19 protein-coding genes and 1 riboswitch are annotated in these 23932 nt (G+C 33.5%); of the genes, 5 read left to right on the top strand and 14 right to left on the bottom strand.

Annotated elements, in window-relative coordinates; all coding sequences use genetic code 11:
* Positions 1-42 precede the first annotated feature (42 nt).
* Positions 43-2310, bottom strand: a complete 2268-nt coding sequence (locus tag EIG86_RS03605) for a T9SS type A sorting domain-containing protein (protein WP_127844779.1) — start codon at positions 2308-2310, stop codon at positions 43-45.
* A 211-nt stretch (positions 2311-2521) separates the two neighbouring features.
* Between EIG86_RS03605 and clpB the strand changes: the two genes are divergently transcribed.
* A complete protein-coding gene (gene clpB, locus EIG86_RS03600; protein WP_127844778.1) occupies positions 2522-5107 on the top strand; it encodes an ATP-dependent chaperone ClpB in 2586 nt (861 codons plus the stop codon).
* A 78-nt stretch (positions 5108-5185) separates the two neighbouring features.
* Here clpB and EIG86_RS03595 read toward each other — a convergent pair whose 3' ends face one another.
* The 6 genes from EIG86_RS03595 to EIG86_RS03570 all read right to left on the bottom strand — a co-directional run bounded on the left by EIG86_RS03595 (position 5186) and on the right by EIG86_RS03570 (position 12050).
* A complete protein-coding gene (locus EIG86_RS03595) occupies positions 5186-6151 on the bottom strand; it encodes an NAD-dependent epimerase/dehydratase family protein (RefSeq protein ID WP_127844777.1) in 966 nt (321 codons plus the stop codon).
* Between the two features lie 139 nt (positions 6152-6290).
* Positions 6291-7157, bottom strand: a complete 867-nt coding sequence (locus EIG86_RS03590; protein WP_127844776.1) for a hypothetical protein — start codon at positions 7155-7157, stop codon at positions 6291-6293.
* 3 nt (positions 7158-7160) lie between these two features.
* A complete protein-coding gene (locus EIG86_RS03585; protein WP_127844775.1) occupies positions 7161-8609 on the bottom strand; it encodes an MBOAT family O-acyltransferase in 1449 nt (482 codons plus the stop codon).
* Positions 8610-8781: 172 nt separating this feature from the next.
* Positions 8782-9054 carry a hypothetical protein gene (locus EIG86_RS03580; RefSeq protein ID WP_127844774.1) on the bottom strand — a complete coding sequence of 91 codons (273 nt, stop codon included), beginning with the start codon at positions 9052-9054 and terminating at the stop codon, positions 8782-8784.
* A 117-nt stretch (positions 9055-9171) separates the two neighbouring features.
* Positions 9172-10203, bottom strand: coding sequence for a YncE family protein (locus EIG86_RS03575; protein WP_127844773.1), 1032 nt, complete (start codon positions 10201-10203; stop codon positions 9172-9174).
* Positions 10204-10214: 11 nt separating this feature from the next.
* Positions 10215-12050, bottom strand: a complete 1836-nt coding sequence (locus EIG86_RS03570) for a TonB-dependent receptor (RefSeq protein ID WP_127844772.1) — start codon at positions 12048-12050, stop codon at positions 10215-10217.
* 31 nt (positions 12051-12081) lie between these two features.
* Positions 12082-12293: riboswitch (cobalamin riboswitch) on the bottom strand.
* Between the two features lie 239 nt (positions 12294-12532).
* On the opposite strand from EIG86_RS03570, the gene EIG86_RS03565 reads away from it, so the two are divergent.
* Complete coding sequence (locus EIG86_RS03565) at positions 12533-13063, top strand: CIA30 family protein (RefSeq protein ID WP_127844771.1); 531 nt, start codon at positions 12533-12535, stop codon at positions 13061-13063.
* An 82-nt stretch (positions 13064-13145) separates the two neighbouring features.
* Here EIG86_RS03565 and EIG86_RS03560 read toward each other — a convergent pair whose 3' ends face one another.
* The 5 genes from EIG86_RS03560 to EIG86_RS03540 form a co-directional block, all read right to left on the bottom strand.
* On the bottom strand, positions 13146-14387 hold the full coding sequence (locus EIG86_RS03560; protein ID WP_127844770.1) for a Y-family DNA polymerase: 1242 nt from the start codon (positions 14385-14387) through the stop codon (positions 13146-13148).
* On the bottom strand, positions 14387-14839 hold the full coding sequence (locus EIG86_RS03555) for a LexA family protein (RefSeq protein WP_127844769.1): 453 nt from the start codon (positions 14837-14839) through the stop codon (positions 14387-14389). The genes EIG86_RS03560 and EIG86_RS03555 overlap by 1 nt, the downstream gene beginning before the upstream one ends.
* A gap of 227 nt (positions 14840-15066) precedes the next feature.
* Positions 15067-16323, bottom strand: a complete 1257-nt coding sequence (locus tag EIG86_RS03550) for an aminotransferase class I/II-fold pyridoxal phosphate-dependent enzyme (protein WP_127844768.1) — start codon at positions 16321-16323, stop codon at positions 15067-15069.
* A 54-nt stretch (positions 16324-16377) separates the two neighbouring features.
* Positions 16378-17445 carry a PLP-dependent cysteine synthase family protein gene (locus EIG86_RS03545; RefSeq protein ID WP_127844767.1) on the bottom strand — a complete coding sequence of 356 codons (1068 nt, stop codon included), beginning with the start codon at positions 17443-17445 and terminating at the stop codon, positions 16378-16380.
* A 77-nt stretch (positions 17446-17522) separates the two neighbouring features.
* Positions 17523-19634 carry a S9 family peptidase gene (locus EIG86_RS03540; RefSeq protein WP_240032171.1) on the bottom strand — a complete coding sequence of 704 codons (2112 nt, stop codon included), beginning with the start codon at positions 19632-19634 and terminating at the stop codon, positions 17523-17525.
* 242 nt (positions 19635-19876) lie between these two features.
* Between EIG86_RS03540 and EIG86_RS03535 the strand changes: the two genes are divergently transcribed.
* The 3 genes from EIG86_RS03535 to EIG86_RS03525 all read left to right on the top strand — a co-directional run bounded on the left by EIG86_RS03535 (position 19877) and on the right by EIG86_RS03525 (position 22613).
* Positions 19877-20194, top strand: a complete 318-nt coding sequence (locus EIG86_RS03535; protein WP_127844765.1) for a YbaB/EbfC family nucleoid-associated protein — start codon at positions 19877-19879, stop codon at positions 20192-20194.
* Between the two features lie 155 nt (positions 20195-20349).
* Positions 20350-21633: a nucleotide sugar dehydrogenase gene (locus tag EIG86_RS03530; RefSeq protein ID WP_127844764.1), complete on the top strand. Its 1284-nt coding sequence runs from the start codon at positions 20350-20352 to the stop codon at positions 21631-21633.
* A complete protein-coding gene (locus EIG86_RS03525) occupies positions 21633-22613 on the top strand; it encodes an SDR family oxidoreductase (protein WP_127844763.1) in 981 nt (326 codons plus the stop codon). The genes EIG86_RS03530 and EIG86_RS03525 overlap by 1 nt, the downstream gene beginning before the upstream one ends.
* Positions 22614-22696: 83 nt before the next feature.
* On the opposite strand, the gene EIG86_RS03520 is transcribed toward EIG86_RS03525, so the two are convergent.
* Together EIG86_RS03520 and EIG86_RS03515 are read right to left on the bottom strand one after the other, a co-directional pair.
* A complete protein-coding gene (locus tag EIG86_RS03520; RefSeq protein ID WP_127844762.1) occupies positions 22697-23269 on the bottom strand; it encodes a YceI family protein in 573 nt (190 codons plus the stop codon).
* A gap of 29 nt (positions 23270-23298) precedes the next feature.
* Positions 23299-23931: an NAD(P)H-dependent oxidoreductase gene (locus EIG86_RS03515; RefSeq protein ID WP_127844761.1), complete on the bottom strand. Its 633-nt coding sequence runs from the start codon at positions 23929-23931 to the stop codon at positions 23299-23301.
* Position 23932: the final 1 nt, after the last annotated feature.

The following is a 23932-nucleotide window of genomic DNA, read 5'->3' as shown; positions in this document are numbered from 1 at the left end:
TTAACTTTCAAAGGCTTTTTTGAATCGTATTTATCGTTTCGATTACTTTTTAATAATCTTTTTGGTTATAGAATTTCTTTGGTTTTCACTTTGTAATTTTACAAAATAAATACCTGAGGCTAATTCTGACAAATCAATTTTATTGCTGTTTAGATTGTCTAAATTCATTAGAATTTTGCCGTTCATATCAAAAACTTGAACATCAAATTCAGTTTCAATACTTGTACTGATTTCAATAAATTCTGAAGTTGGATTAGGATAAATACTCACTGATTCAGTTTCAAAATCTTCAGAAGATAAGCTCTCACCTATTCTGAATTCAACACTATCTTCATCAGAAAATTCTCCTCCAGAGTAGATCAATTCACCTTCAGAAGTTTCTAATATAAATGAACCTTCTCCGAAGAAGCAACAAATCCCATCATTTTGCGCGTCAAAAATTCTAAAAGTATAACATTCATCTTCATTAACATCAAAAAAATCTGTATAACTTGTTGCATCGCTGAGCGCACCATTTTGAGCAATTACATTTCCATTACTATCCACAAACTCCCAAGTGGTTTCATTTGCGTAATTGTCAGTCACTAATGTTAAACTCACCTGTTCTGTATCGAATAAATCGGACACTGGAAGTTCAATATTAGCAGTATTGTTATTCAAATTTTCGTCAGTTATTCCATTTATTTCGATGTCTGCAATTAAGTTAGTTCCTGTACTTAAGCTTAAAACTGGACTAGCAATTTCTTCGCTTTCACCATTTTCTAGATTACCTGACCAGTTTTCAGTAAACTGTTGACCATTACCCAATTGATAAGTTAATGTCGCTGAAGTTATTATATTTACACCTGTATTTATAACTTGAAATGTGGGCTGAATACTATTATCTAGACATTCAATATCGTTAATTCCCAAAATATTTAGCGCAACATCATTATTGAAAACTTCAGTTGTTGGAAATTGATCAATTTCTGAAACGCCTGTATTATTTGGATCTAGCCAATCCCTAAGTCTTGATGAACTACTATTTCCATAATCCCAAGACACATCGAATCTACCATAAAAATCTAAACCTCCATTATCTGATGTTCCAGAACAAGCTGCAGTTCCTCCAGCCAATTGCCCGATGATTTTCCCATCTTGATTGAATAAGGCAGAGCCAGATGATCCTGGTTCTGTCACGCCTAATTCCCATTCATTTATCAGCCATATTTGCATTTGAGGTTCTGATCCAAATTGAGTGGATTGTTGAGTTGCAGAGTCATCATCACGACAAACTTTCATAATATCTCCAGATGGGTGATGAATACCTACACTAAAATTAGGTTGATTTCCACTTCTGTCCCATCCAGCCCAAACTAGATCCCAATTTGGCTGTAGAGGTGCCGTTATTTCTACCAATGCCATGTCTGATTTAGCATTATTTGCTCGTAAGGTAGCGCCGCTAACTGTTTGATCAAAAACACCATTTTGTGAATTTGAAAAAGTTGCGCATTGAGGATTTGGACTGCGCCAGTTGAATCGAAATGCCCATGCACCAATATTTCCACCTAAACAATGATTAGCAGTTAAAAAATAAGGTGTTTCATCATTATTTGTATTATTGATCAATGTTCCAGTGCAAGCTCCGCTTCCGCCAACGACAACCATACCTACAGATTTTTTTAATTGATTTTTTGTATCCTCAAAATCACTTCCGACTGGACAATCTACATCTTGGTTGCAAGCTCCAGAATCATTCAATCCTTTTTCTAGATCTGGATTATCACTCATACTTCTGTAACCATGAATAGCTTTTGAAATATGTAATTGTCCTTTAAAATCGGCGTCTCTAGGTTCGTAATATTCTATCCAAATATTATCGCCATCAATGAGCCAAGATCCGAAAATCATGTCATCTCGGTTTTGGGTTTGTGTGTAAGCACCCAGTAAATCTCTGCGGTCGTCGCTGTAAAAGTATAATCTCGCACCTTCGGGGATGTGGTATTCATCAAAAATGAAATTCATTGTTTTGGCATCTTTAGATTGAATATTCATTATCCAAACCTTATCACCATTATCTAATTCAAACCATTTTCCATCCTCAAAACCTAAACTTACTTGATGTTCAAAACCAAAACGCCACGGTATTGATTTATTTTGATCATTAATTTTATCTTCTCTTTGTAATTTTTCTAAATCAAAACTTGGTAATTTAATCGTTTTAACATCCTCAGTATTTAACTTCCAACTTATTGGTTTGCCTTCATTAGTAACTTGTGAACTAACAGTAAAACCGATTAGCAGAAAAAACAATACATATTTATTAACCATTTTTATGTTTTTTTAATTTGATTTCGAATATATTGATTTAAACAAGTTTTGACTAGTCAAATATTATAATTTTATGACATTTAGTTTAATTATAAGTTTTTACAAACAAGACAAAGCGTCAGTTTTTCAATCTAAATTTACGTCAAATTGACATACTTATGAAAAGGTATATCATTTGATTAAATTGAAATGAATATTTAATTAATCAAAAATGGACTTTAATAATTTTACAATAAAAACTCAGGAAGCTGTTCAAAAAGCCCAGCTTCTTGCGCAAGAATTTGGTCATCAGCAAATTGAAAATGAACATATTTTTAAAGCTATTACTGAAATAGATAAAAACGTAACGCCTTTCTTACTCAAAAAGTTAGATGTCAATGTTCAATTATTCAATCAAATTCTAAATAAAAATCTGGAAAGTTTTTCAAAAGTATCCGGTGGTGAAATCCTAATTTCTCGAGAAGCTGGAAAAACACTCAATGAAGCAAGCATTATAGCCAAAAAAATGGATGATGAATATGTTTCAATAGAACATTTAATTTTAGCTATTTTCAAAAGTAATAGCAAAATTGCGCAGGTTTTGAAAGATCAAGGCGTTTCAGAAAAATCTATGCAAGCTGCCATCAATGAGTTGCGTAAGGGTGATCGCGTCACTTCAAAAAGTGCGGAAGAAAACTACAATGCACTTGACAAATATGCCAAAAATTTAAACAAATTAGCCGAAGAAGGGAAATTGGATCCTGTAATTGGTCGAGATGAAGAAATTCGGAGAATTTTACAAATTTTATCTAGGAGAACCAAAAATAACCCGATGTTGGTCGGTGAACCTGGTACTGGTAAAACCGCTATTGCAGAAGGTTTGGCTCACCGAATTATTGGCGGAGATGTTCCGGAAAACCTAAAATCAAAGAAAATTTACAGTTTGGATATGGGCGCTCTAATCGCTGGCGCAAAATACAAAGGTGAATTTGAAGAACGACTTAAAGCTGTGATTAAGGAAGTCACAACCAGCGAAGGCGACATCGTATTGTTTATTGATGAAATCCACACGCTTGTCGGTGCTGGCGGTGGCGAAGGCGCAATGGATGCTGCAAATATTTTGAAACCAGCTTTGGCTAGAGGTGAACTTCGTGCAATTGGTGCCACAACTTTAGATGAATTTCAAAAATATTTTGAAAAAGATAAAGCATTAGAAAGACGTTTTCAAAAAGTGAACGTTGACGAACCTGACACGGAAAGTGCGATTTCAATTTTACGTGGTATCAAAGAAAAATACGAAACACACCACAAAGTTAGAATTAAAGATGAGGCTATAATTGGTGCTGTAGAGCTTTCACAACGCTATATTACCAACAGATTTTTGCCAGACAAAGCCATTGATTTAATGGATGAAGCTGCTTCAAAATTGAGAATGGAAATCAACTCTAAACCTGAAGAGTTAGACGTTTTGGATCGAAAAGTCATGCAACTAGAAATAGAGATTGAAGCCATCAAACGTGAGAAAGATGAAGCTAAACTAAAATCTCTGAGAGCAGATTTAGCAGATCTGAAAGAAGAACGAAATACACTGAATGCAAGGTGGAAAAATGAAAAAGATGTTGTTGATCAAATTCAGAAAGTAAAAACTGATATTGAAGATTTCAAGCTTGAAGCCGAACGCGCAGAACGTGAAGGAGATTACGGTAAAGTTGCAGAATTCCGATATGGAAAAATCAAAGAAGCTCAAGAACAATTACAAAAACTTCAATCTCAAGTTGAACAACAAAAAAATGAAAACACCCTTATCAAAGAAGAGGTTGATTATGAAGATATCGCAGAAGTTGTCGCCAAGTGGACTGGCATTCCAGTTACAAAAATGCTTCAGTCTGATCGTGAAAAGTTACTGAAACTTGAAGATGAATTACACAATCGTGTCATTGGTCAAAATGAAGCTATTCAGGCCGTATCTGATGCTGTAAGACGTAGTCGAGCTGGATTGCAAGATCAAAACCGACCAATTGGTTCATTTTTATTCCTCGGAACCACTGGTGTTGGTAAAACTGAATTAGCTAAAGCTTTAGCAGAATATATGTTTGACGACGAAAGTTCAATGACAAGAATCGATATGAGTGAATACCAAGAACGCCATTCTGTAAGTCGCTTAGTTGGCGCACCTCCAGGCTACGTTGGTTATGAAGAAGGCGGACAACTCACTGAAGCGGTAAGACGTAAGCCTTATTCTGTTATTTTACTAGATGAAATTGAAAAAGCACATCCAGATACGTTCAATATTTTATTACAAGTGCTGGATGAAGGTCGATTGACAGACAATAAAGGACGATTGGCAGATTTTAAAAATTCAATTATTGTAATGACTTCAAATATTGGCAGTCATATTATTCAAGAGAAATACGACAATACACAAGATATTGAAACTGCTATGGAAAGTGCAAAGGTTGAAGTTCTAGGCTTGTTAAAACAAAGTGTGAGACCAGAATTTCTAAACCGAATAGACGATGTGGTTATGTTTACGCCTTTAGCAGAGCAAGACATCAAAGCTATTGTAAAACTTCAATTGAATAATCTTAAGCGGATGTTGGCTAAACAAGGGATAACCATTGATGCGACAGAAGAAGCTATAAATTATTTATCGAAAATTGGTTTTGATCCACAATATGGCGCAAGACCAGTGAAACGAACTATTCAAAAAGAAGTGTTGAATACTCTGTCTAAAGAAATTTTAGCCGAAAAAATAACCACAGACAGTATAATTTTACTAGATCAATTCGACAATAAATTGGTATTTAGAAATCAATAAATTTCACAGATTTTAAAACTAAAATCGGCTAGTTAAAGTTCAACTAGCCGATTTTTCATTTTAGAGAAATTATTGCAATTAAGCTTCAGAATTAGAATTTTCTAAAGAACGAATGCCTTCCAACATGGCTTTAACGATCATTTCTAAATCGTATTTGTGTTGCCAATTCCAGTCTTTTTGAGCCTCTTCATCATTAATACTACTTGGCCATGAATCTGCAATAGCTTGTCTAAAATCAGGATCGTAATTCATTTGGAATCCATCAATTTCTTCAGCGACAAGTTTTCCTAATTCTTCAGGTGTAAAACTCACGCCTCCTAAATTATATGAAGACCGTACCTTAATTTGTTCTGCAGGTGTTTTCATAATAGAAATTGTCGCTTCAATAGCATCGTCCATGTACATCATTGGCAAAGCGGTATCTTTACTCAAAAAAGATGTATATTCTTCTTTCTCTAAGGCATCATAAAAAATCTCAATGGCATAATCTGTAGTACCACCACCTGGAGGTGTTTTATAACTTATTAAGCCAGGATAGCGAATGCTTCTCACATCTACACCATATCTTTTATGATAATATGCGCACCAGCGTTCTCCGGCTTGTTTACTAATTCCGTAAACTGTGGTCGGTTCCATAACTGTTTGCTGTGGCGTGTCAAATTTTGGAGTTGTGGGTCCAAAAACAGCTATGCTTGATGGCCAAAAAACTTGTTTGATTGTTTCATTTTTAGCCAAATCCAAAACATTGAATAATGAAGTCATATTCAAATCCCAAGCTTTCATAGGAAATTTCTCTGCGGTGCCGCTCAACATGGCCGCCATCATGTAAACAGTTTTGATATTATGAGATTTACAAATTTTTTCAAAAGCCTCAAAATCTGTAGCATCCAACACTTCAAAAGGACCAGAATTCATAAAATCAGCATTGCTTTCTCTTATATCTGAAGCAATTACATTTTCAGCACCATGAGTTTCTCTCAGTTTTGAAGTCAATTCAGAACCGATTTGTCCACAAGCACCAACAATTAATATTTTAGAGGTCATATTTATCATTTTTTGCAAATTTAAGCTTTGAAAGCTATTTGAAATTAAAAATATGATAATTATTGCGCAGCAATTCTTAAAATAATTTATAGCTCCTACTCTATTGTTTTAAATCGAATCAACATTGAATTGAAAAAATTTACTCTCTTATAAAACTTTTCAATCTAAAGGTGAATTGTTTAGCGCCCTTTTCATTCAAATGATCTGAGTTGAAAAAATAGGTATCAGGATAGTTATGTTTCTTGTTAAAATCAAATATCATTGCTTGGTCTTTGTATTTATATTTTAGTTTTTCGAATTTTAACTTTACATCTTTTGGGATTTTATTTGCGTAATTTTCATGTACTGGCGTGTTCACTAAAACCAAAGTTATTTTATTTTGCTTTGAAATATTTACGATTGAATCTAAATATAAAATCGATAATTCTGATACGCCGAGTTGCTTATCGTCCCAATAATAATGACGTCTTATTATTTTTTTCCAATCAGAAACATCGCTGGATTCATTAGTAGAATATTGTCCGATATAATTTTGATGATTGGATTTTGGATAGAATGCAATTTGTTTCCAAAGGGTTTTATAGTAGCTCTTGTAATCTATTGAGATTTTGTTTTCAATTTCTTCAAAATTTTCAATAGGGTAGCTTCTTCTAAACATTTCTGGAGCCCATTTTTCTTTAGAAAACTTTAAATCGTTGAATTCAGCGATATTATGTGGCGCAAAACCTAAAATAAGCGTGTCTGGATGGTGAAATTCTAATATTTTTTTCAACTTCCAATAACTTAAAACGTAAGGTTCTGCGAGTTGAGAAATATTTTTAGCATTGCTTAAAAATTCAGGATTGATGCTTTTTTGAGGATGCGAATCACCAAGAATCAATACATCTAGTTGTCCCAAATCCACATTTTGATTTGAATAAATTCCATAATTTATCGCAGAATTAATTCCAAAATAAAAAAGTAAAGGCAAAGTAAAAATGCTTATTTTGAAAAGAAACTTTCGCATATTTTAGAATTGAAAATAGATGAAATCCTGTTGCTGGCCACCAAACCAAAATATAATAATAATTATGCAGTAATATAATGCAAAACGAGTTGGCTGTTTCCATCTGAAACCAAAACGCTGTAAAGCATATTGCCATTCTCTACCTCGCCATTCTACAATAATGAATAACCCAATTAAAATAATTGTGATAAGTGCATCAAACATTTCTGGAAATTCAGGTTTTGAAAACAGTGATTTTGAAAATATTTCAGAAATGTATGATAAGGCATGTGAAATATTTTCTGCTCTGAAAAAAATCCAAGAAAATACTGTCAAACTGAAGGTTATTAATATTAAAATAAAACTTTTCATATCAGGTAAATAATGACCTTTAGCGACAATCTCTTGATGATTTTTATGACTTTTATTCAAAAACAATGGAATGAAATATAAGCCATTCAAAGCGCCCCAAACAATAAATGTCCAATTGGCACCATGCCAAAAACCACTCACAATAAAAACAATAAAAATATTCCTGATGACTTTCCACATTGCGCCACGACTGCCACCCAAAGGAATATACAAATAATCACGAAACCATGTGGAAAGTGAAATGTGCCAACGTCGCCAAAATTCTGCAATATCTCTGGAAAAATAAGGAAACGCAAAATTTCGCATCAAGTTGAAACCAAATAGTCTTGCTGAACCTATGGCAATGTCAGAATAGCCTGAAAAATCGCCATAAATTTGAAATGTAAAAAACAAAGCGCCTAAGACCAAAGTACTGCCATTCATTTCGGCAGAATTATTAAAAATATGATTGGCAAATTCTGCGCAATTATCAGCAATAACAACTTTTTTGAATAAACCCCAAAGAATTTGTCTTAGCCCATCAACAGCTTTTGAATAATTGAAATTCCGTTTATTATAAAACTGTGGTAATAAGTTTTTGGCGCGTTCTATAGGTCCAGCAACCAATTGAGGGAAAAAACTCACAAAAGCAGAAAAAGCAATAAAATCTCTGGTAGGCTCGAGTTTTCGTTTATAAATATCAATGGTATAGCTCAAAGTTTGAAAAGTGTAAAAACTAATTCCCACCGGAAGAATAATATTCAACGAATTGGCATTGATTTCAAAACCAAAGATTGAAAATGCATTTCTAAAATTCTCTAGAAAGAAGTTGTAATATTTGAAAAATCCCAAAAAACCTAGATTTACTATAATACTTATCCAAAGTAAGATTTTTCTATTTAGGGCATGATTTTCAGATTTCAACTTCAAACCCACTACATAATCAACCAAGGTACTAAAAATAATCAATGATAAAAATCGCCAGTCCCACCAGGCATAAAACACATAACTGGCAATAAGAATAAGTAAATTTTGAAGTTTTAAATTTTTATTGACGACAAACCAATACAGCAAAAAAACTATAGGAAGGAAAATGGCAAAATCTATAGAATTGAATAACATGTTATCAATCTTTTTGTTGAAAAGTTGAGATTAATTTAGTTACCAAGTTTAAAATCGATAGTAAAATCTCAATTCTCAAACATACAAATTTCTTCTATATCACATTTTTCAATTCTAATTCCAAATAATGGCTCAAATACATAAAAAATTCTCAAAATAAAAGATTTCAATCCTAAAAATAAAAATATGCAAACACAGCAGCTAGAGCGATAACAATAAAAGTTACTGCTAAAATTAATAGCGTATTTCGCTTATTTTCTTTCTTCAAACGCATTCTGATTTCTTGAAGTTGCTCAGGGCTTGCTTTTTTCTCTAGAAGCGGATTCTTATTTTGTTTTTTAGATTTAGAATGATTTTGTTTTTTGTCGAAATAACTCTGCCTTTTTCCTCGTGAATTATTTTTCAAAGAAGTAATCATTGCTGAAACAGAACCGCCAAAACCCATATATATTTTTTAAAAAGTTACATTCATATTGTATTATTGTAAAATTAGCTAAAAAATAACAAACCCTCGAAGATTTGAAACTCCAAGGGTTTTGAGAATTTATTTATTTAGAAAAAATTACTGAAAATAAAAACCATTTGGACCAATGTCCGTTGTAAAATCGGCAATTAACTGTCCAGAAATATCGTAAACCAAAATTGTTCCAGCTTCAGTAAAAGCGCCAGCATCTGCAATATAGATTTGACTGTCTTCAACTTTAAAACCGTAAAAAACACCATAGTCTGAATTGCTTTCATAAGTCAAAATCGCTTCACTAGATAAATCTTCTGCACCTAAATCTGTGCTATAAACCGATGTTCCAGATGTGTAAAATACAGCATTATCATCTACTGTAACATTTTGAATTGAATTTAGCGTATTTGGCAATTCCCAAGTATTTTCTATTGAAAATGAATTTAAATCTACAATTTTCAAACCTTCAGAAGTGGCAGCAAACATTTTTCCATTTTCAACATCTGTAGAATTTAATCCCTCGCCTACTTCTAAAGTTTGCACAAAAGTGTTGCTATTTGGGTCAAATTTTGAAACGCTGTTTCCAATGCCATAATTTGTGTTTTGAACATAAATCATCCCATTGTCTTCGTAAATTTCTTCAGCAAAATCTCCGATTTCTACAGTCGTTTCAACTTCTAAAGTTTCCAAATCAATAACTGCCAAATAATCGTCTGCACCTGTTGAAAAATCTGCGATATTCACGACATAAGCTTTGCCATTGTGCGTTGTGCCGAACATCGGAATATTCAAATCTGAATCTATAGTATCAATCAATTCAAAAGTGTAGCGATTTACCACAGTGATGATGTTTGAACCGTTGGAAATAATATAAGCACGGTCATCCTCAAAGAAAATAGACTGTAAATACGAACCGAGTAGCGCGTCATTCTTATTTTCATAAATAGAATTTGACAATTCTTGAAAATCAGAACTCATAAATGATACTGAACCGACAGGCGAACCTTCATTAAGCACAAAAAATCCGTTTTGGTAATCGCCTTCTGGCGAAACATCATCTATTGAATCATCGTCGCTACAAGACACGATAAAAATTGAAAGTAATAAAAGTGTGAAAAATTTAAATTTGTTAATCATGGTTTGGGGTTTTAAATATTAATGTTCATGTTTATAAAATAATGCCGACCTGGCATCGGTCTGTTTTCCACTGTTTGATAAGCTTCGTCGGTTAAATTTCTAACTTGTGCAGAAATTGTGAAATTTTGAAATATGGGAATTTGATATGTCATTATAAAATTCAACAACACATAATCTTCTAAAATATCATTTGGCAAATTGCTACTTCTCGTATATAATTCTCCATTATAAATGCCTTGTAATTGCAGTTTGAATTTTTGAATTTCATAAACTAATCCTGAAGTTAGTTTATGTTTTGGCACATAAGTCAGTTGATTTCCAGTCAATTTATTTTCAGAAATTGTATAGGCATAAGATGCATTCGCACGAAATTTATGCTGATTGAAATCTTGCTGAAAATGGATGTGAGATTCCAAACCATAAGTTTCAACTTCATCTACATTTTCTGGTTTCCAAACGGCATTTTCAGCAGGAATCCACCGAATCATATCCGTGATATCGTTATAAAATCCTGTGACTGAAATTTTCAAATTCTTTGATTTGGTTTGAAGAATTCCAGATATTTCAGCTTGATTAGAAATTTCTGGTTTCAAATCCGTTCGTCCTGCATTTTCCCAAAATAAATCATTGAAAGTCGGCATTCTGAAGTTTCTGGAAATATTCATTTTTGTACTAAAAAATTCAAACCAATCGTAATTTAAACCAGTACTAAATAAAAATGGGCTGTCATAAACATTAGAAAATTCTTGACGAAAACTCACTTCTGAAGTCAACTTCTGAAAATGATTTTTGGCTAGAAGTGCAAAAGCTGTCACAGTTCTATAATCTTCTACCAAATCATCTCCATTTGCACTACTATAATTGAATTCGCTCAAAAAATTGAAATCAAAATCTTTGATATTGTAATGCAAACTGTAGCGAGATAAAGCCGTTTTGGCATGACTTTCCGCAGGATTTGGAGTATCAATATTTGCGATGTATTGGTATTTTTCATCGAAATAAGCCATTTTCAAAACTGATTTAAAATCCTGAAAATCACTTTCCCAAGTCAGCGCATGGCGATGGTCTTCGTTTAGATATTTCGATTTATTATCTGTAGGAAATAATAATGAAAAATGACGATCGCCATTGTAATACATGCCGTGATAAGTCAAGGTATTCTTTCGTTTTAACTTGGTGGACAGATTCAAATTCAGATTGTGATGCTCAAATTCACCATTCACATTTTGCCGATTTGTATTAGGCCAATCGTAATCATTGTCAGAAGATAATCGAGATATGGCCATGCTCAAACTCCACGTATCGTTTGAAGTTGACACTTTCGCCAAATTCTGTAAGGTATTGAAGCTGCCATATCTAGAATTGATTTCAACTTCAGTTTCTCCATCAAAACGCATTTCGTTTTTCAAATGAATGCTACCGCCAATCGCGCCTGTTCCGTAAGCAACGCTCCCGCCGCCCGCACGTACGGAAAGTTCGTCAAAACCATCGACTAAAAGTGTGTTGAAATCGGTCTGACCGTTGAATTGTGAATTGATATTAAAGCCGTTCCAAACTACTGCAGTTTGTTGCGCCGTAGTTCCCCTAAAACTTGGCGAAGACACCATTCCGTAACCATTTTGCTTTAGAAATAAAGTGGTTTCTTGTTGGAGAAAATCCGTCAGAGTGCCAGGTGAATTTTGTAATTCTGTTTTGGAAAAATCAAATACTAATTGACCGGTAGAAAAAGTTTTTATTTGCCGATCGACCACAAGGACTTCGTTCAGAGTTTGAATAGAATCCAACTGACTAAAAACCAACGTACTCCATAAGCACGTCAAAATTGAAACGTAGAAATTATACCTCATACACACGCGACTTTTATCCCGAAAGTCTTTGTTTAAATTATGCATTAAGGCAGGTCTCCTGGCTTGCGTCTTTACTAAAACCTTCCCATCAAATTTTGACAGTGGTATTGAAGTTTGATAGTAAAGCGTTCACTAATAATGAACTAAGCTTACAGTTGCGGGAACAGCTTTCGATTTTCACGAAATTCCCTTTTAATCTTCAGAATAAAAACTATTCTGAGAACCAAAATACGGTGCAAACTTAAACATTTCTAAAAAGTGAAAGTGATTTTTGTCGATAAATTTGAAATAAGCTTGAAGATTTTTCAAATCAATTTGAAAATATTTTATCCTTTGTCAATTATAATTTTTGATGATGTGTGCTTAGAGTTCAGTTTTTCAAAATAAACTGACTACTGCTATCCAAAAAGTAAGGTTATGTTAATTTATAGAAATTTGAGGCAAAAAAAGCTGTGATAGCTTTAAATTTAAATAAAAATGAAATGCGATATATTTTAATTATTTTATTCATAAGTTTTTCTATGCAAGCACAAGAATTTAATTTAAGTCAATCGATTCACCAACAAGAAAAAAAATGGCAAATTGTGAATGATGTGGTTATGGGTGGTGTTTCAAGCAGTCAGTACGAATTTACTTCAGAAGGAATTAGATTTAGCGGTGAAGTTAGGCTTGAAAATAATGGTGGTTTCTGCATGATTCAATTTACACCAGGTGAAATTCAAGTTTCAGATTATACTGAAATTATAATTAAGGTTAAGGCTGAACCAAGCACTTTTCAACTTCGCTTAAAATCATCTCGTAAAGATGATTTTAACTACTATCAACCATTTAAAACTACTGGCGAATGGCAAGAATTACGTTTTGAATTAAGCAATTTTGAACCACAGTTTAGAGGTCGCCAGTTAAATAAGTCCAATTTTAAAGCTTCAACGATTGAAGAAATTTCCATTTTAATTGGTAACAAGAAACGTGAACAGTTTGAAATTCAAATCGCTGAAATATACTTCGATTAGTATCTTAAAAACCCATCATTTGTGAAAAGCCTAAAAAATGCTAGAAGGATTTTAGCTCAAATATGTAATGAGAAATTTCAAACTATCCTTTTATTGTTATAATTTGGCCACCAGACAAACGCTCGCGCCTCATCTTCCAAAGGTTTCCTAAATCCTGACTACCAAAACGAACAGCGCCGCTGCCATAAAAAGAATTCATTCTGTCAATTTCTTGCATCAAATTAGAATGTTTCGGATTTTCGCCTGAAAAAAAAGACAATTGCCGTTGATTTTCAGGCACAAGTCCCATTACAATTACACCAGCCTTTTTGTAGTGAAAACCTTCCCTAAATATTTCTTGAAGCCCTAAAACAGCAAATTTTATTAAATCTATGCTAGAGTTTGTTGGATAACCAACCTGTACAACAATGCTATTTTGATACTGCGGCAAGTCTTGTCTAAACTTATTGGTTTTCAAAAATACATAAATCATTTGGCAACAACTGCCTTGTTTTCTGAGCTTTTCTGCGCATTTTATGGTAAAACTACTCACGCGTTCCTTGACGTATTCAAAATCATCGTATTGTTTATCGAATGAGCGCGTGGTTGCAATGGCTTTTTTATTGGCTGGAGTTTCCAAATCAAGACTTTTGATACCTTGTAATTCTTTTTGTAAACGCAAACCAACTACACTCATGTGTTTTCTCACCCATTCTGCTGGTAATTCTGAAAATTGATGAGCATTGGTAATATTATAACGTTTCAAACGGAGTGCATGTTGGCGACCGATTCCCCAAACATCTTCAATTTTCAACCATTTCAAAGCTTTGATTCGTGCTGAATCATCTTTCATAATAAAAATTCCTCCAGTTTTATCCTGAAATTTTTTAGCGATACGATTAGCTACTTTACTCAGTGCTTTTGTTGGTGCCAAACCTATACAAATAGGAATTCCAGTTGATTTTTCTACAGTATATTTTATTTTTTTACAATAAGAATCCATGTCAAATCTTTCGAAACCAATAAATTCTAAAAAAGCTTCGTCGATACTGTAAATTTCTACATCTGGTGTGAAAGTTGATAAAATATTCATGACGCGGGAACTCATGTCTCCATAAAGTGCATAATTAGATGAAAAAACATTGACATTATGTTGTTTAAAAATTTTTTCATATTTGTATGTCGGTGCTCCCATTGGAATCCCTAAAGCCTTAGCTTCGTTGCTTCTGGCTATTACGCATCCATCATTATTTGAAAGTATAACTACTGGTTTCTGTCTAAGATCAGGATTGAACACGCGCTCACATGAAGCATAAAAGTTATTACAATCGACTAAAGCAAACATTACAATAAATTTTTGATAACTGTAGTGACAACGCCCCAAATCACGAATTCGTTATCCTCTGTTATTTGTATAGGAGAATATTTTTTGTTAGCAGGAAATAGCCATAGCGAATTGCCTTCAACTTTTATACGTTTAATCGTAAATTCACCATCGATAAAACAAACAGCAATTCTGTTGTTTTTAATTTCTATACTTTTATCTATAATCAGCAAATCGCCACTGTCGAGTCCGGCACCTATCATACTATCACCACTTACATATGCATAAAATGTAGCATTAGGATGTTTTATAAATTCACGATTTAGATCCATCCTTAGTTCCAAAAAATCTTCTGCCGGGCTAGGAAATCCTGCGCTAATGCCTTGGCTCACTACTGGCAGTTCTAAATCTGAAGAAAAATCTGCGTGATAAATTTTTAGACACTGACTATTTTTTCGTATCAAATCTTGCATTATTTTTTTCTTACAAAATTAGGAATATTTCCTATTTATGGGATTATATCCTTATCAATTAACATTTGTAAAAGCTGTTTTATTTTCAAGAATATTTCGCACTTCACTAAGGAAATTCAAAAAAATAAAGATTAGGTTTTACTCAATGACATATTTGTTTTGAATCAAAAAAAAATCACCTGCAAGATCATTCTTACAGGTGATTTATATTTTTCTCAATTAAGTTTTCATAATTCGTCTTCCATTAGAGCTTGAGATAGCTTTTTGTAAGTACCATTTTCTAAACGTTCGCGAATAGCTGAAAAAGCTTTTAGCGTTAGATCAATATCTTCCATAGTATGAGTCGCTGTAGGAATCATACGGAGCAAAATTAATCCTTTAGGAATTACTGGGTAAACAACAATAGAACAGAAAATACCATGATTTTCTCTTAAATCTTTAACCAAAGCCATGGCTTCTGGGATGCTCCCTTTTAAATATACGGGCGTTACACAACTTGTTGTTGTACCTATATCAAAACCATTGTCTTTCAAACCGTTTTGTAATGCGTTGACGTTTTCCCACAATTTATTTTTGAATTCTGGTGATTTTCGAATTAACTCTAAACGTTTCAAAGCACCTTCTACCAAAGACATTTGAAGTGATTTGGCAAACATCTGAGAACGCAAATTGTATTTCAAATAATCTATAATTTCTTTATCCGCTGCAATGAATGCTCCTGTACTCGCCATCGATTTAGCAAAAGTTGCAAAGTAAACGTCTATTTGATCCTGAACACCTTGCTCCTCGCCTGCTCCAGCTCCAGTTTCACCTAAAGTTCCAAAACCGTGTGCATCGTCAACTAATAATCTGAAATTATATTTTTTCTTTAACTCAACTATTTCTTTAAGTCTTCCTTGTTCACCACGCATTCCGAAAACGCCTTCAGAAATAAATAACACACCGCCGCCGGTTTGTTCTGCGATTTTTTCAGCACGAGCTAAATTTAACTCTATACTGTCCAAATCGTTATGTTTATAAGTAAATCTTTTTCCCAAGTGCAAACGAACGCCGTCAATAATACAAGCATGTGCATCAACATCGTAAACTATCACGTCGTCTTTACCTAATAATGCATCTATTGTAGATAAAATGCCTTGGTAACCAAAATTGAGGACATAGGCTGCTTCTTTACTTACAAAATCTGCGAGTTCGTTCTGTAGTTTTTCATGCAAATCGGTGTGACCACTCATCATTCGGGCGCCCATTGGGTAAGCACTCCCCCATTTTTTTACAGCTTCTTCGTCTGCTTTTCTAACTTCAGGATGATTAGCTAAACCTAAATAATCATTGATACTCCAAGTAATTACTTCTCTTCCTTGGAATTTCATTCTATTGCTGATTTGTCCTTCCAGTTTTGGAAAAACAAAATAACCTTCAGCTTGGTCTGCCCATTTTCCTAAAGGTCCTTTATCTCTATAAATTTTCGCAAATAAATCTTTCATAACATCATTGTGTTTCAGTTCGTATAAAATTGCCTTGCGTGGCTCAACATCAATTTAATTGATGTTTGTAATATGTGCTTTTTTTAAATCTTTTGATTTCTTTTCTGTTGATTCTGAATTTGGGTAATGTGTAAAACCTTGCTTTTCCATCCAATCATCGCTATATATTTTACTCATATATCTTGATCCGTGATCTGGAAAAATTACTACAACATGGCTGTTTTCGTCAAATTCACCTTCTTCTGCCAACTGTTTGACACCTTGCATAGCTGCTCCACTGGTGTAACCGACAAACATGCCTTCAGTTTTGGCAATATCTTTGGCCATATATGCACTGTCTTCGTCTGTAACTTTGGTGAATTTGTCTATAATACTGAAATCTGTTGCTGTAGGAATTAAATTTTTACCAAGACCTTCAATTTTGTAAGGGTAGATTTCATTTTTATCTAGTTCTTCAGTTTCATGGTATTTTTTTAATACCGAACCGTAGGCATCTATTCCTAGAATTTTAATATTTGGATTTTGTTCTTTCAAAAATCTGGCTGTACCAGAAATGGTTCCTCCAGTTCCACTACAAGCTACCAAATGTGTAATTTTCCCTTGGGTTTGTTCCCAAATTTCTGGACCAGTTGTAAGGTAATGTGCATCAATATTCAGTTCATTAAAATATTGATTAATATAAATGGAGCCAGGTGTTTCTTTATGAATTCGCTTAGCCACTTCATAATAAGAACGCGGATCGTCTGGAGCAACATTGGATGGGCAAACGTTAACTTCTGCACCCATAGTTTTAAGCAAAGAAATTTTGTCTTTAGAAGATTTGGAACTCACGGCCAAAATACACTTGTAGCCCTTAATAACACAAGCCATAGCAATGCTAAAACCTGTATTTCCAGAAGTGGTTTCTATAATAGTATCCCCAGGTTTTAAATCTCCGTTTTGTTCAGCTTTATCAATAATATACCGAGCAATTCTATCTTTGGAAGAATGACCAGGATTTTGAGCCTCATATTTTGCAAAAAAATCGCCTTCAAAATCTTTAGTTATTCTATTCAATCTTACCATGGGCGTGGAGCCAATCATGGATAATAAGTTGTCGTGAACATTCAAATCTTTATGCATAAAACTAACGTCTTTTCACGTAAAAATTAATCTAGTTAAATATTTTCCAAGGGGCTAAATTACAACTTTTTTTTAGATTACTCTGTGATGCCTTCCAAATCCAACAAAAACGCATAATCTTCTGCGACTTCTTTTAAAGCTTCAAATCTTCCTGAAGCCCCACCATGTCCAGCGTCCATATTAATATGAAATAATAGTTTGTTGTTATTGGTTTTTTTCTCCCTTAATTTGGCAACCCATTTTGCAGGTTCCCAATACTGCACTTGAGAATCATAAAATCCTGTTGTAACAAGTAAATTTGGGTAATCTTGTGCCTTTACATTATCATATGGAGAATAGGCTTTAATATAATGATAGTATTCTTCATTATTTGGATTGCCCCATTCATCGTATTCACCAGTGGTTAAGGGAATACTATCGTCTAGCATAGTAGTTACAACATCAACAAAAGGTACTGCCGCAACTGCACCATTGTATAAATCTGGCGCCATATTGATAACAGCTCCCATCAACAAACCACCTGCTGAACCACCCATGGCGTAGAGATGTTTCTTTGAAGTATATTTTTGTTCAATTAAATGTTCTGAAACTGAAATGAAATCTGTAAATGTATTCTTTTTTGAAAGCATTTTACCATTCTCGTACCAATCTCTGCCAAGATATTCTCCTCCACGAATATGTGCAATGGCATAAATAAATCCACGATCCAACAAACTCAATCGACTGGTTGAAAAATAAGGATCCATTGTAGCTCCATAACTGCCGTAACCATATTGCAATAGTGGATTTTTTCCATTTCTTTTGATGCCTTTTTTATAGACCAAAGACACAGGAATTTCAGTACCATCTTCGGCTGTTGCCCAAATTCTTTCAGAGATATAATTGTTTTGGTCAAAATTTGGATCTTGAACTTCTTGAGATTTCAGAAGTGTTTCTGTCTTATTCTTCATATCGAATTCATAAACAGAAGGAGGCGTGGTCAAGGAATTATAGAAGTAGCGAAGTTTCTGAGTATCAAAATCTACATTTGTACTAGTTCCAGCAGTGTAAGTTTCACTTTTGAATGGCAGATAATAATCGGTTTCTCCATCCCAACTTTGGACATGAATTCTGTTCAAACCATTATAACGCTCACTAGTAACCAAATAATCTTTAAAAATATCAATGCCTTCTAAAAGCACTTTTTGGCGATGCGGAATAACTTCCACCCAGTTTTCAACTTCAGTTTCAGAAAGCGATGTTTTCATCAATTTGAAGTTTTGGGCTTCATCTTTGTTAGTTAATATGTAGAAGTTATCTTCAAAATGTGCGATATCATATTCTAAACCTCGTTCACGTTTTGCGAAAAGTTTAAACTCGCCTGAAGCGTCATCAGCATTCAAAATTCTATATTCATCGGACATAGTGCTGGAGGAACCTATAACAATAAACTGCCTAGATTTTGTTTTGTAAACATAAGCATTGAAAGTTTCGTCAGATTCCTCAAAAATCAACTCATCATTATCGGGTGAATCTCCTTTTTTGTGTTTGAAAATCTGATTTGAACGCAAAGTCTGCTCGTCTTTTCTGGTGTAAAATAAAGTTTCATTATCATTCGCCCAGGTAGAACCACCAGTAGTAGTTTCTATTTTTGTTGGTAAAATTTCACCTGTTTTCAAATCTTTAATTTGAATGGTATATTTCCGACGACTAACAGTGTCAATCCCGAAAGCTACAAAATTATTGTCTGGGCTTACATTAATTCCATTTAAATTGAAATAAGCATAATCTTTAGCCATTTCATTACAATCGAACATAATTTCTTCATCGGCATCCAGAGTTTCTTTACGTCTGGTGTAAATCGGGTAATCTTTACCTTTTTCATAACGCACTTGGTACCAATAACCATTCAATTTATAAGGTACAGATGAATCATCTTCCTTAATTCTGGCTTTTATTTCCTCAAACAAATCATTTTGAAAATCTTTGGTATGAGCTGTTTCCTGATCGTAATATTCGTTTTCTTGATTCAAATATTCTTTGACTTCAGGATTTTCTTTTTCTCTCAACCAATAGTAATTATCGATACGTTCATCATTATGAATAACTAATTTTTCCGGTTTTTGTTCTGCCTTTGGAGGCATAAGTTTGGTGTCCAAATTTGTGTTTTTATCTGATTTGCAAGCGGCGACAAATATAAGACTTAACATAAGAATTTTTGAAAAATGTGTCATGTATAACATTTATTTAATTAGAATTTAGTCGTGTTAAAAGTAGCTTAAAAAAAGTTTCTATTAGAAAATTTTAACATTAAACAAAACCTCAATGTTTTCTATAACAAAGACTTTAGCTGAAATTATTATTTGTACCTAAAACTTCTAAACAATTCAGATAAAAGTGAAGTTGCTTCACATAAAACTTATAAATTTGTGTAAAATTAAAAATCTAATTTATGTTTGGAGATATGATGGGTATGATGAATAAAATCAAAGAAACCCAAGCCAAAGTTGAAGAAACAAAAAAACGTCTGGACACGGTGACTTTGTCTGAAAAAAGTAATGATGGATTACTAAAAGTTACAATCACCGCAAATCGTGAATTGAAATCTATAGATATTAATGACGAACTTCTTGAAGATAAAGAGCAGTTAGAAGATTACCTTGTTTTGACATTAAACAAAGCTATTAAAAAAGCTGGCGAAGTCAACGAAGCAGAACTTTCTGCAGTTGCTAAAGACGGTATGCCAGATATTCCTGGATTGACAAGTTAATTTTTTTTTTGAAAAATATTTTTGAAAACATTCTATTCATTATTCATCAACTATATTTGCTAATAAAATTTTAAAATCTATTTTTGAAAGAATTTATTAACTAAACATCAGACGATTAAATCGTTGATATTATTGAAAAAAAATACAATCTAAACATGGATAAACAACATAAAATTGCCGTGATAGGTCTTGGCTATGTCGGTTTGCCGCTTGCCGTTGCTTTTGCAGAAAAATTTTCGGTCATCGGTTTTGATATTAATCAAGAACGCGTAGATGAACTTGCTAGTGGTACCGATCACACTTTAGAAGTTTCTGATGATTTGCTCCAAGAAGCACTTCAAGGTAATGGTGACAAAAAATTGGAAGTAACCACGAAATCTAAAGATATGAGGGATGCCAATATTTTCATCGTGACAGTTCCAACACCAACCGACAAAAATCGTCAACCAGTACTCACTCCGCTTATCAAAGCCAGTGAAACCATTGCTAAAGTTTTGAAAGATGGTGATATTGTAATTTACGAATCTACTGTTTATCCTGGTGTTACAGAAGAAGTTTGTGTGCCAGTGCTTGAGCAACACTCTGGAAAAACTTTCAACAAAGACTTTTTTGCAGGTTATTCTCCAGAAAGAATCAATCCAGGCGATAAAGTTCACACCGTTACCAAAATACTAAAAGTTACTGCCGGTTCGACACCAGAAGTTGCCAAAATAGTTGATGATCTATACGCATCTGTAATTACGGCCGGAACGCATTTGGCACCAAGTATAAAAGTAGCTGAAGCTGCCAAAGTAATTGAAAACTCTCAGCGTGATATCAATATTGCTTTTGTCAATGAATTGTCTAAAATTTTTAGACTTTTGGACATTGATACGAATGATGTACTTGATGCTGCAGCCACAAAGTGGAATTTTATTAAATTTTCACCTGGTTTAGTTGGCGGGCATTGCATCGGCGTAGATCCGTATTATTTGGCTCAAAAAGCGCTTGAGGTCGGTTACAACCCAGAAATTATTTTATCTGGTCGCAGAATGAATGATGGCATGGGTAAATATGTTGCAAGTGAAGTCATCAAATTGATGCTGAATAAAGAGGCTAAAGTGAAAAATGGAAAAGCATTAGTTCTAGGAATCACTTTTAAAGAAAATTGTCCTGATACCAGAAATACAAAAGCCATAGATGTCATAAATGAATTGAAAGCCTATAATATGGACATTGATGTTTGCGATCCTTGGGCAGATCAAAAAGAAGTAAAAACACTTTTCAATATTGATTTACTTCGTTGTGAAGATATTAAAAACACTTACGACGCAGTAATTCTTGCAGTTTCACATAAAGAATTTTTAGATTTTGATTATTCAAAATTAACAAACGAACATTCTGTTATTTTTGATGTCAAATCATTTTTACCAAAACAAATTATAGACGGAAGATTATAATGTACAACACAAATTATCACACAGAAGATTTATCTAAAAAACATTTTTTAGTGACAGGAGGAGCCGGATTCATCGGTTCAAATATTGTGGAATATTTGCTAAAAAATAACGCTAAAAAAGTGCGAGTTTTAGACAATCTTTCCAATGGATATTATTACAATATTGAAGAGTTTAAATCGCACCCTAATTTTGATTTTTTTGAAGGTGATATTAGAAATTTAGAAACTTGCAAAAAAGCAGTTGAAAATATTGACATTGTTTTGCATCAAGCTGCTTTAGGTTCTGTACCTAGATCTATAGACGACCCTGTAACCAGTAATGAAGTGAATGTTTCTGGTTTTTTAAATATGTTAGTCGCTTACAAAGAGTCTGACAGTGTCAAACGTTTCGTTTATGCAGCCTCAAGTTCAACTTATGGCGACAGCAAAACTTTGCCAAAAATTGAAGACAATATTGGGAGACCACTTTCACCTTACGCCGTGACAAAATACGTCAACGAATTATATGCCGATGTTTTTGCTAAAACTTACGATTTAGAAATCATTGGTTTGCGATATTTCAATGTGTTTGGTCCAAAACAAAGCCCAAAAGGTGCTTACGCAGCAGTAATTCCACTTTTTATGCAAGCGCTTAAAGATGAAAAATCTCCTATTATAAATGGAGATGGTGAACAAACTCGCGATTTTACTTTTGTTGAAAATGCAGTTCAGGCAAATATAAAAGCAGCTTTTGCTGACAAAAAAGCAGTCAATGAGGTTTACAATGTTGCTTACGGAGAAAGAATTAGTTTGAATGAACTTTGGGCTTCACTAAAAGATGCTTCTGGTAAATCTATAGAAGCAATTTATGGTCCGCCTAGAGTTGGAGATGTAAGAGATTCTTTAGCACAAATTGATAAAGCTAAAATAAAATTGAGCTATGATCCAAAATTCAGTGTTCAAGATGGCTTGAAAATTACTTGGGATTATTTCAATGAATAAGTGAATTTATCTCGTATTTTAAATAAAAAAGCTTGAAACCTAATGACTTCAAGCTTTTTTTACTACAGTAGTTTTAGAAAAAACTAGTAATTCAAATTGATGTTCAAAGTGAATTCATCATAAATTGTTTTATCGCCTAGATTATCAAAAAATGAATCAGATCCATATCTTACATCATATTTAGTTCTATCTATTACTAAAGTTGTTGATGCAGAATTTTTATCCATTTCCATATCAAAAGCAATAGGATTTGTGTTGCCTTTAATCGTCAAATCTCCAGATATTCCGTAAACGTCGCCTTTTTTTGCTACAGTGTTAATAACGAATTTCGCAGTTTTGTAGTTTTCGACACCAAAGAAGTCATCAGACATAAGATGTCCTTCTAACTTTTGCTTGCTATCTCCTTCCAAATCTGTCACTTTAATAGAGGTCATATCAACAATAAATTCTCCTCCAACTAATTCGCCATTTTCCATAAGGAAATGACCATCTTTCATTTGAATCGTTCCATTATGTGAACCTGTAAGCTTCTCACCTTCCCATTCAATTTGACTTTTTTTGATGTCAATTTTTTTCATTTCAATTGAATTTGTAAATGCAACTAAAGAAAGTAAAATAACTGTGGCTAAAGCGCCTTTCAAAACATTTGTTTTCATGATTATTGTTTTAATATTAATATTGAGGTTTATAAATGTGTAAATAATTCTTTGCTTGATTTTCTTACTTTTTTCGCGTCCTGCAACTGGTCATCTTCACTGCGATAACCTAGAGTTGTCAATGCGACAGATTTTAGATTTTTAGTCTCTAAATCCAGAATTTTATCAAATTCTGAAGGATTAAAACCTTCCATTGGACAAGCATCGATTTTCATATTTGCTGCCGCTGATAATAAATTACCTATAGCAATGTAAGCCTGACGAGAAGCCCAAACTTCTTTATTGTTTTGAGAAAAAGTGAGCACAGAATTTTGAATCATTTCTTTCATTCCGTCGAAATCTTCAACAGATTTGTTTCTCGTTTCTGCATTATTCTTAATAAATTCATCTAAATAATCTTGATCGATTTTTGTGATGTAACAAAAGACTAATAAATAAGATGAATCTGTAATTTGCGGCTGACCAAAAGCAGCAGATTTCAATTTTTCTCTCAATTCGGGATCTTTAATTACCAAAATCTTATAAGGTTGCAACCCATAAGAAGACGCAGATAGTCGAACTGCTTCTAAAAGCTTATTCAAATCTTCTTCTTTCAATTCTTTTTCTGGATTAAACTTTTTTGTGGCGTAGCGCCAGTGTAAATCTTCAATATACTTTTCCATA

Source organism: Psychroflexus aestuariivivens (genome assembly GCF_004010055.1).
Taxonomy (GTDB): Bacteria; Bacteroidota; Bacteroidia; order Flavobacteriales; family Flavobacteriaceae; genus Psychroflexus; species Psychroflexus aestuariivivens.
Note: the sequence above shows the minus strand (reverse complement) of the source record. Positions and strands in the feature narration are given on the sequence as shown.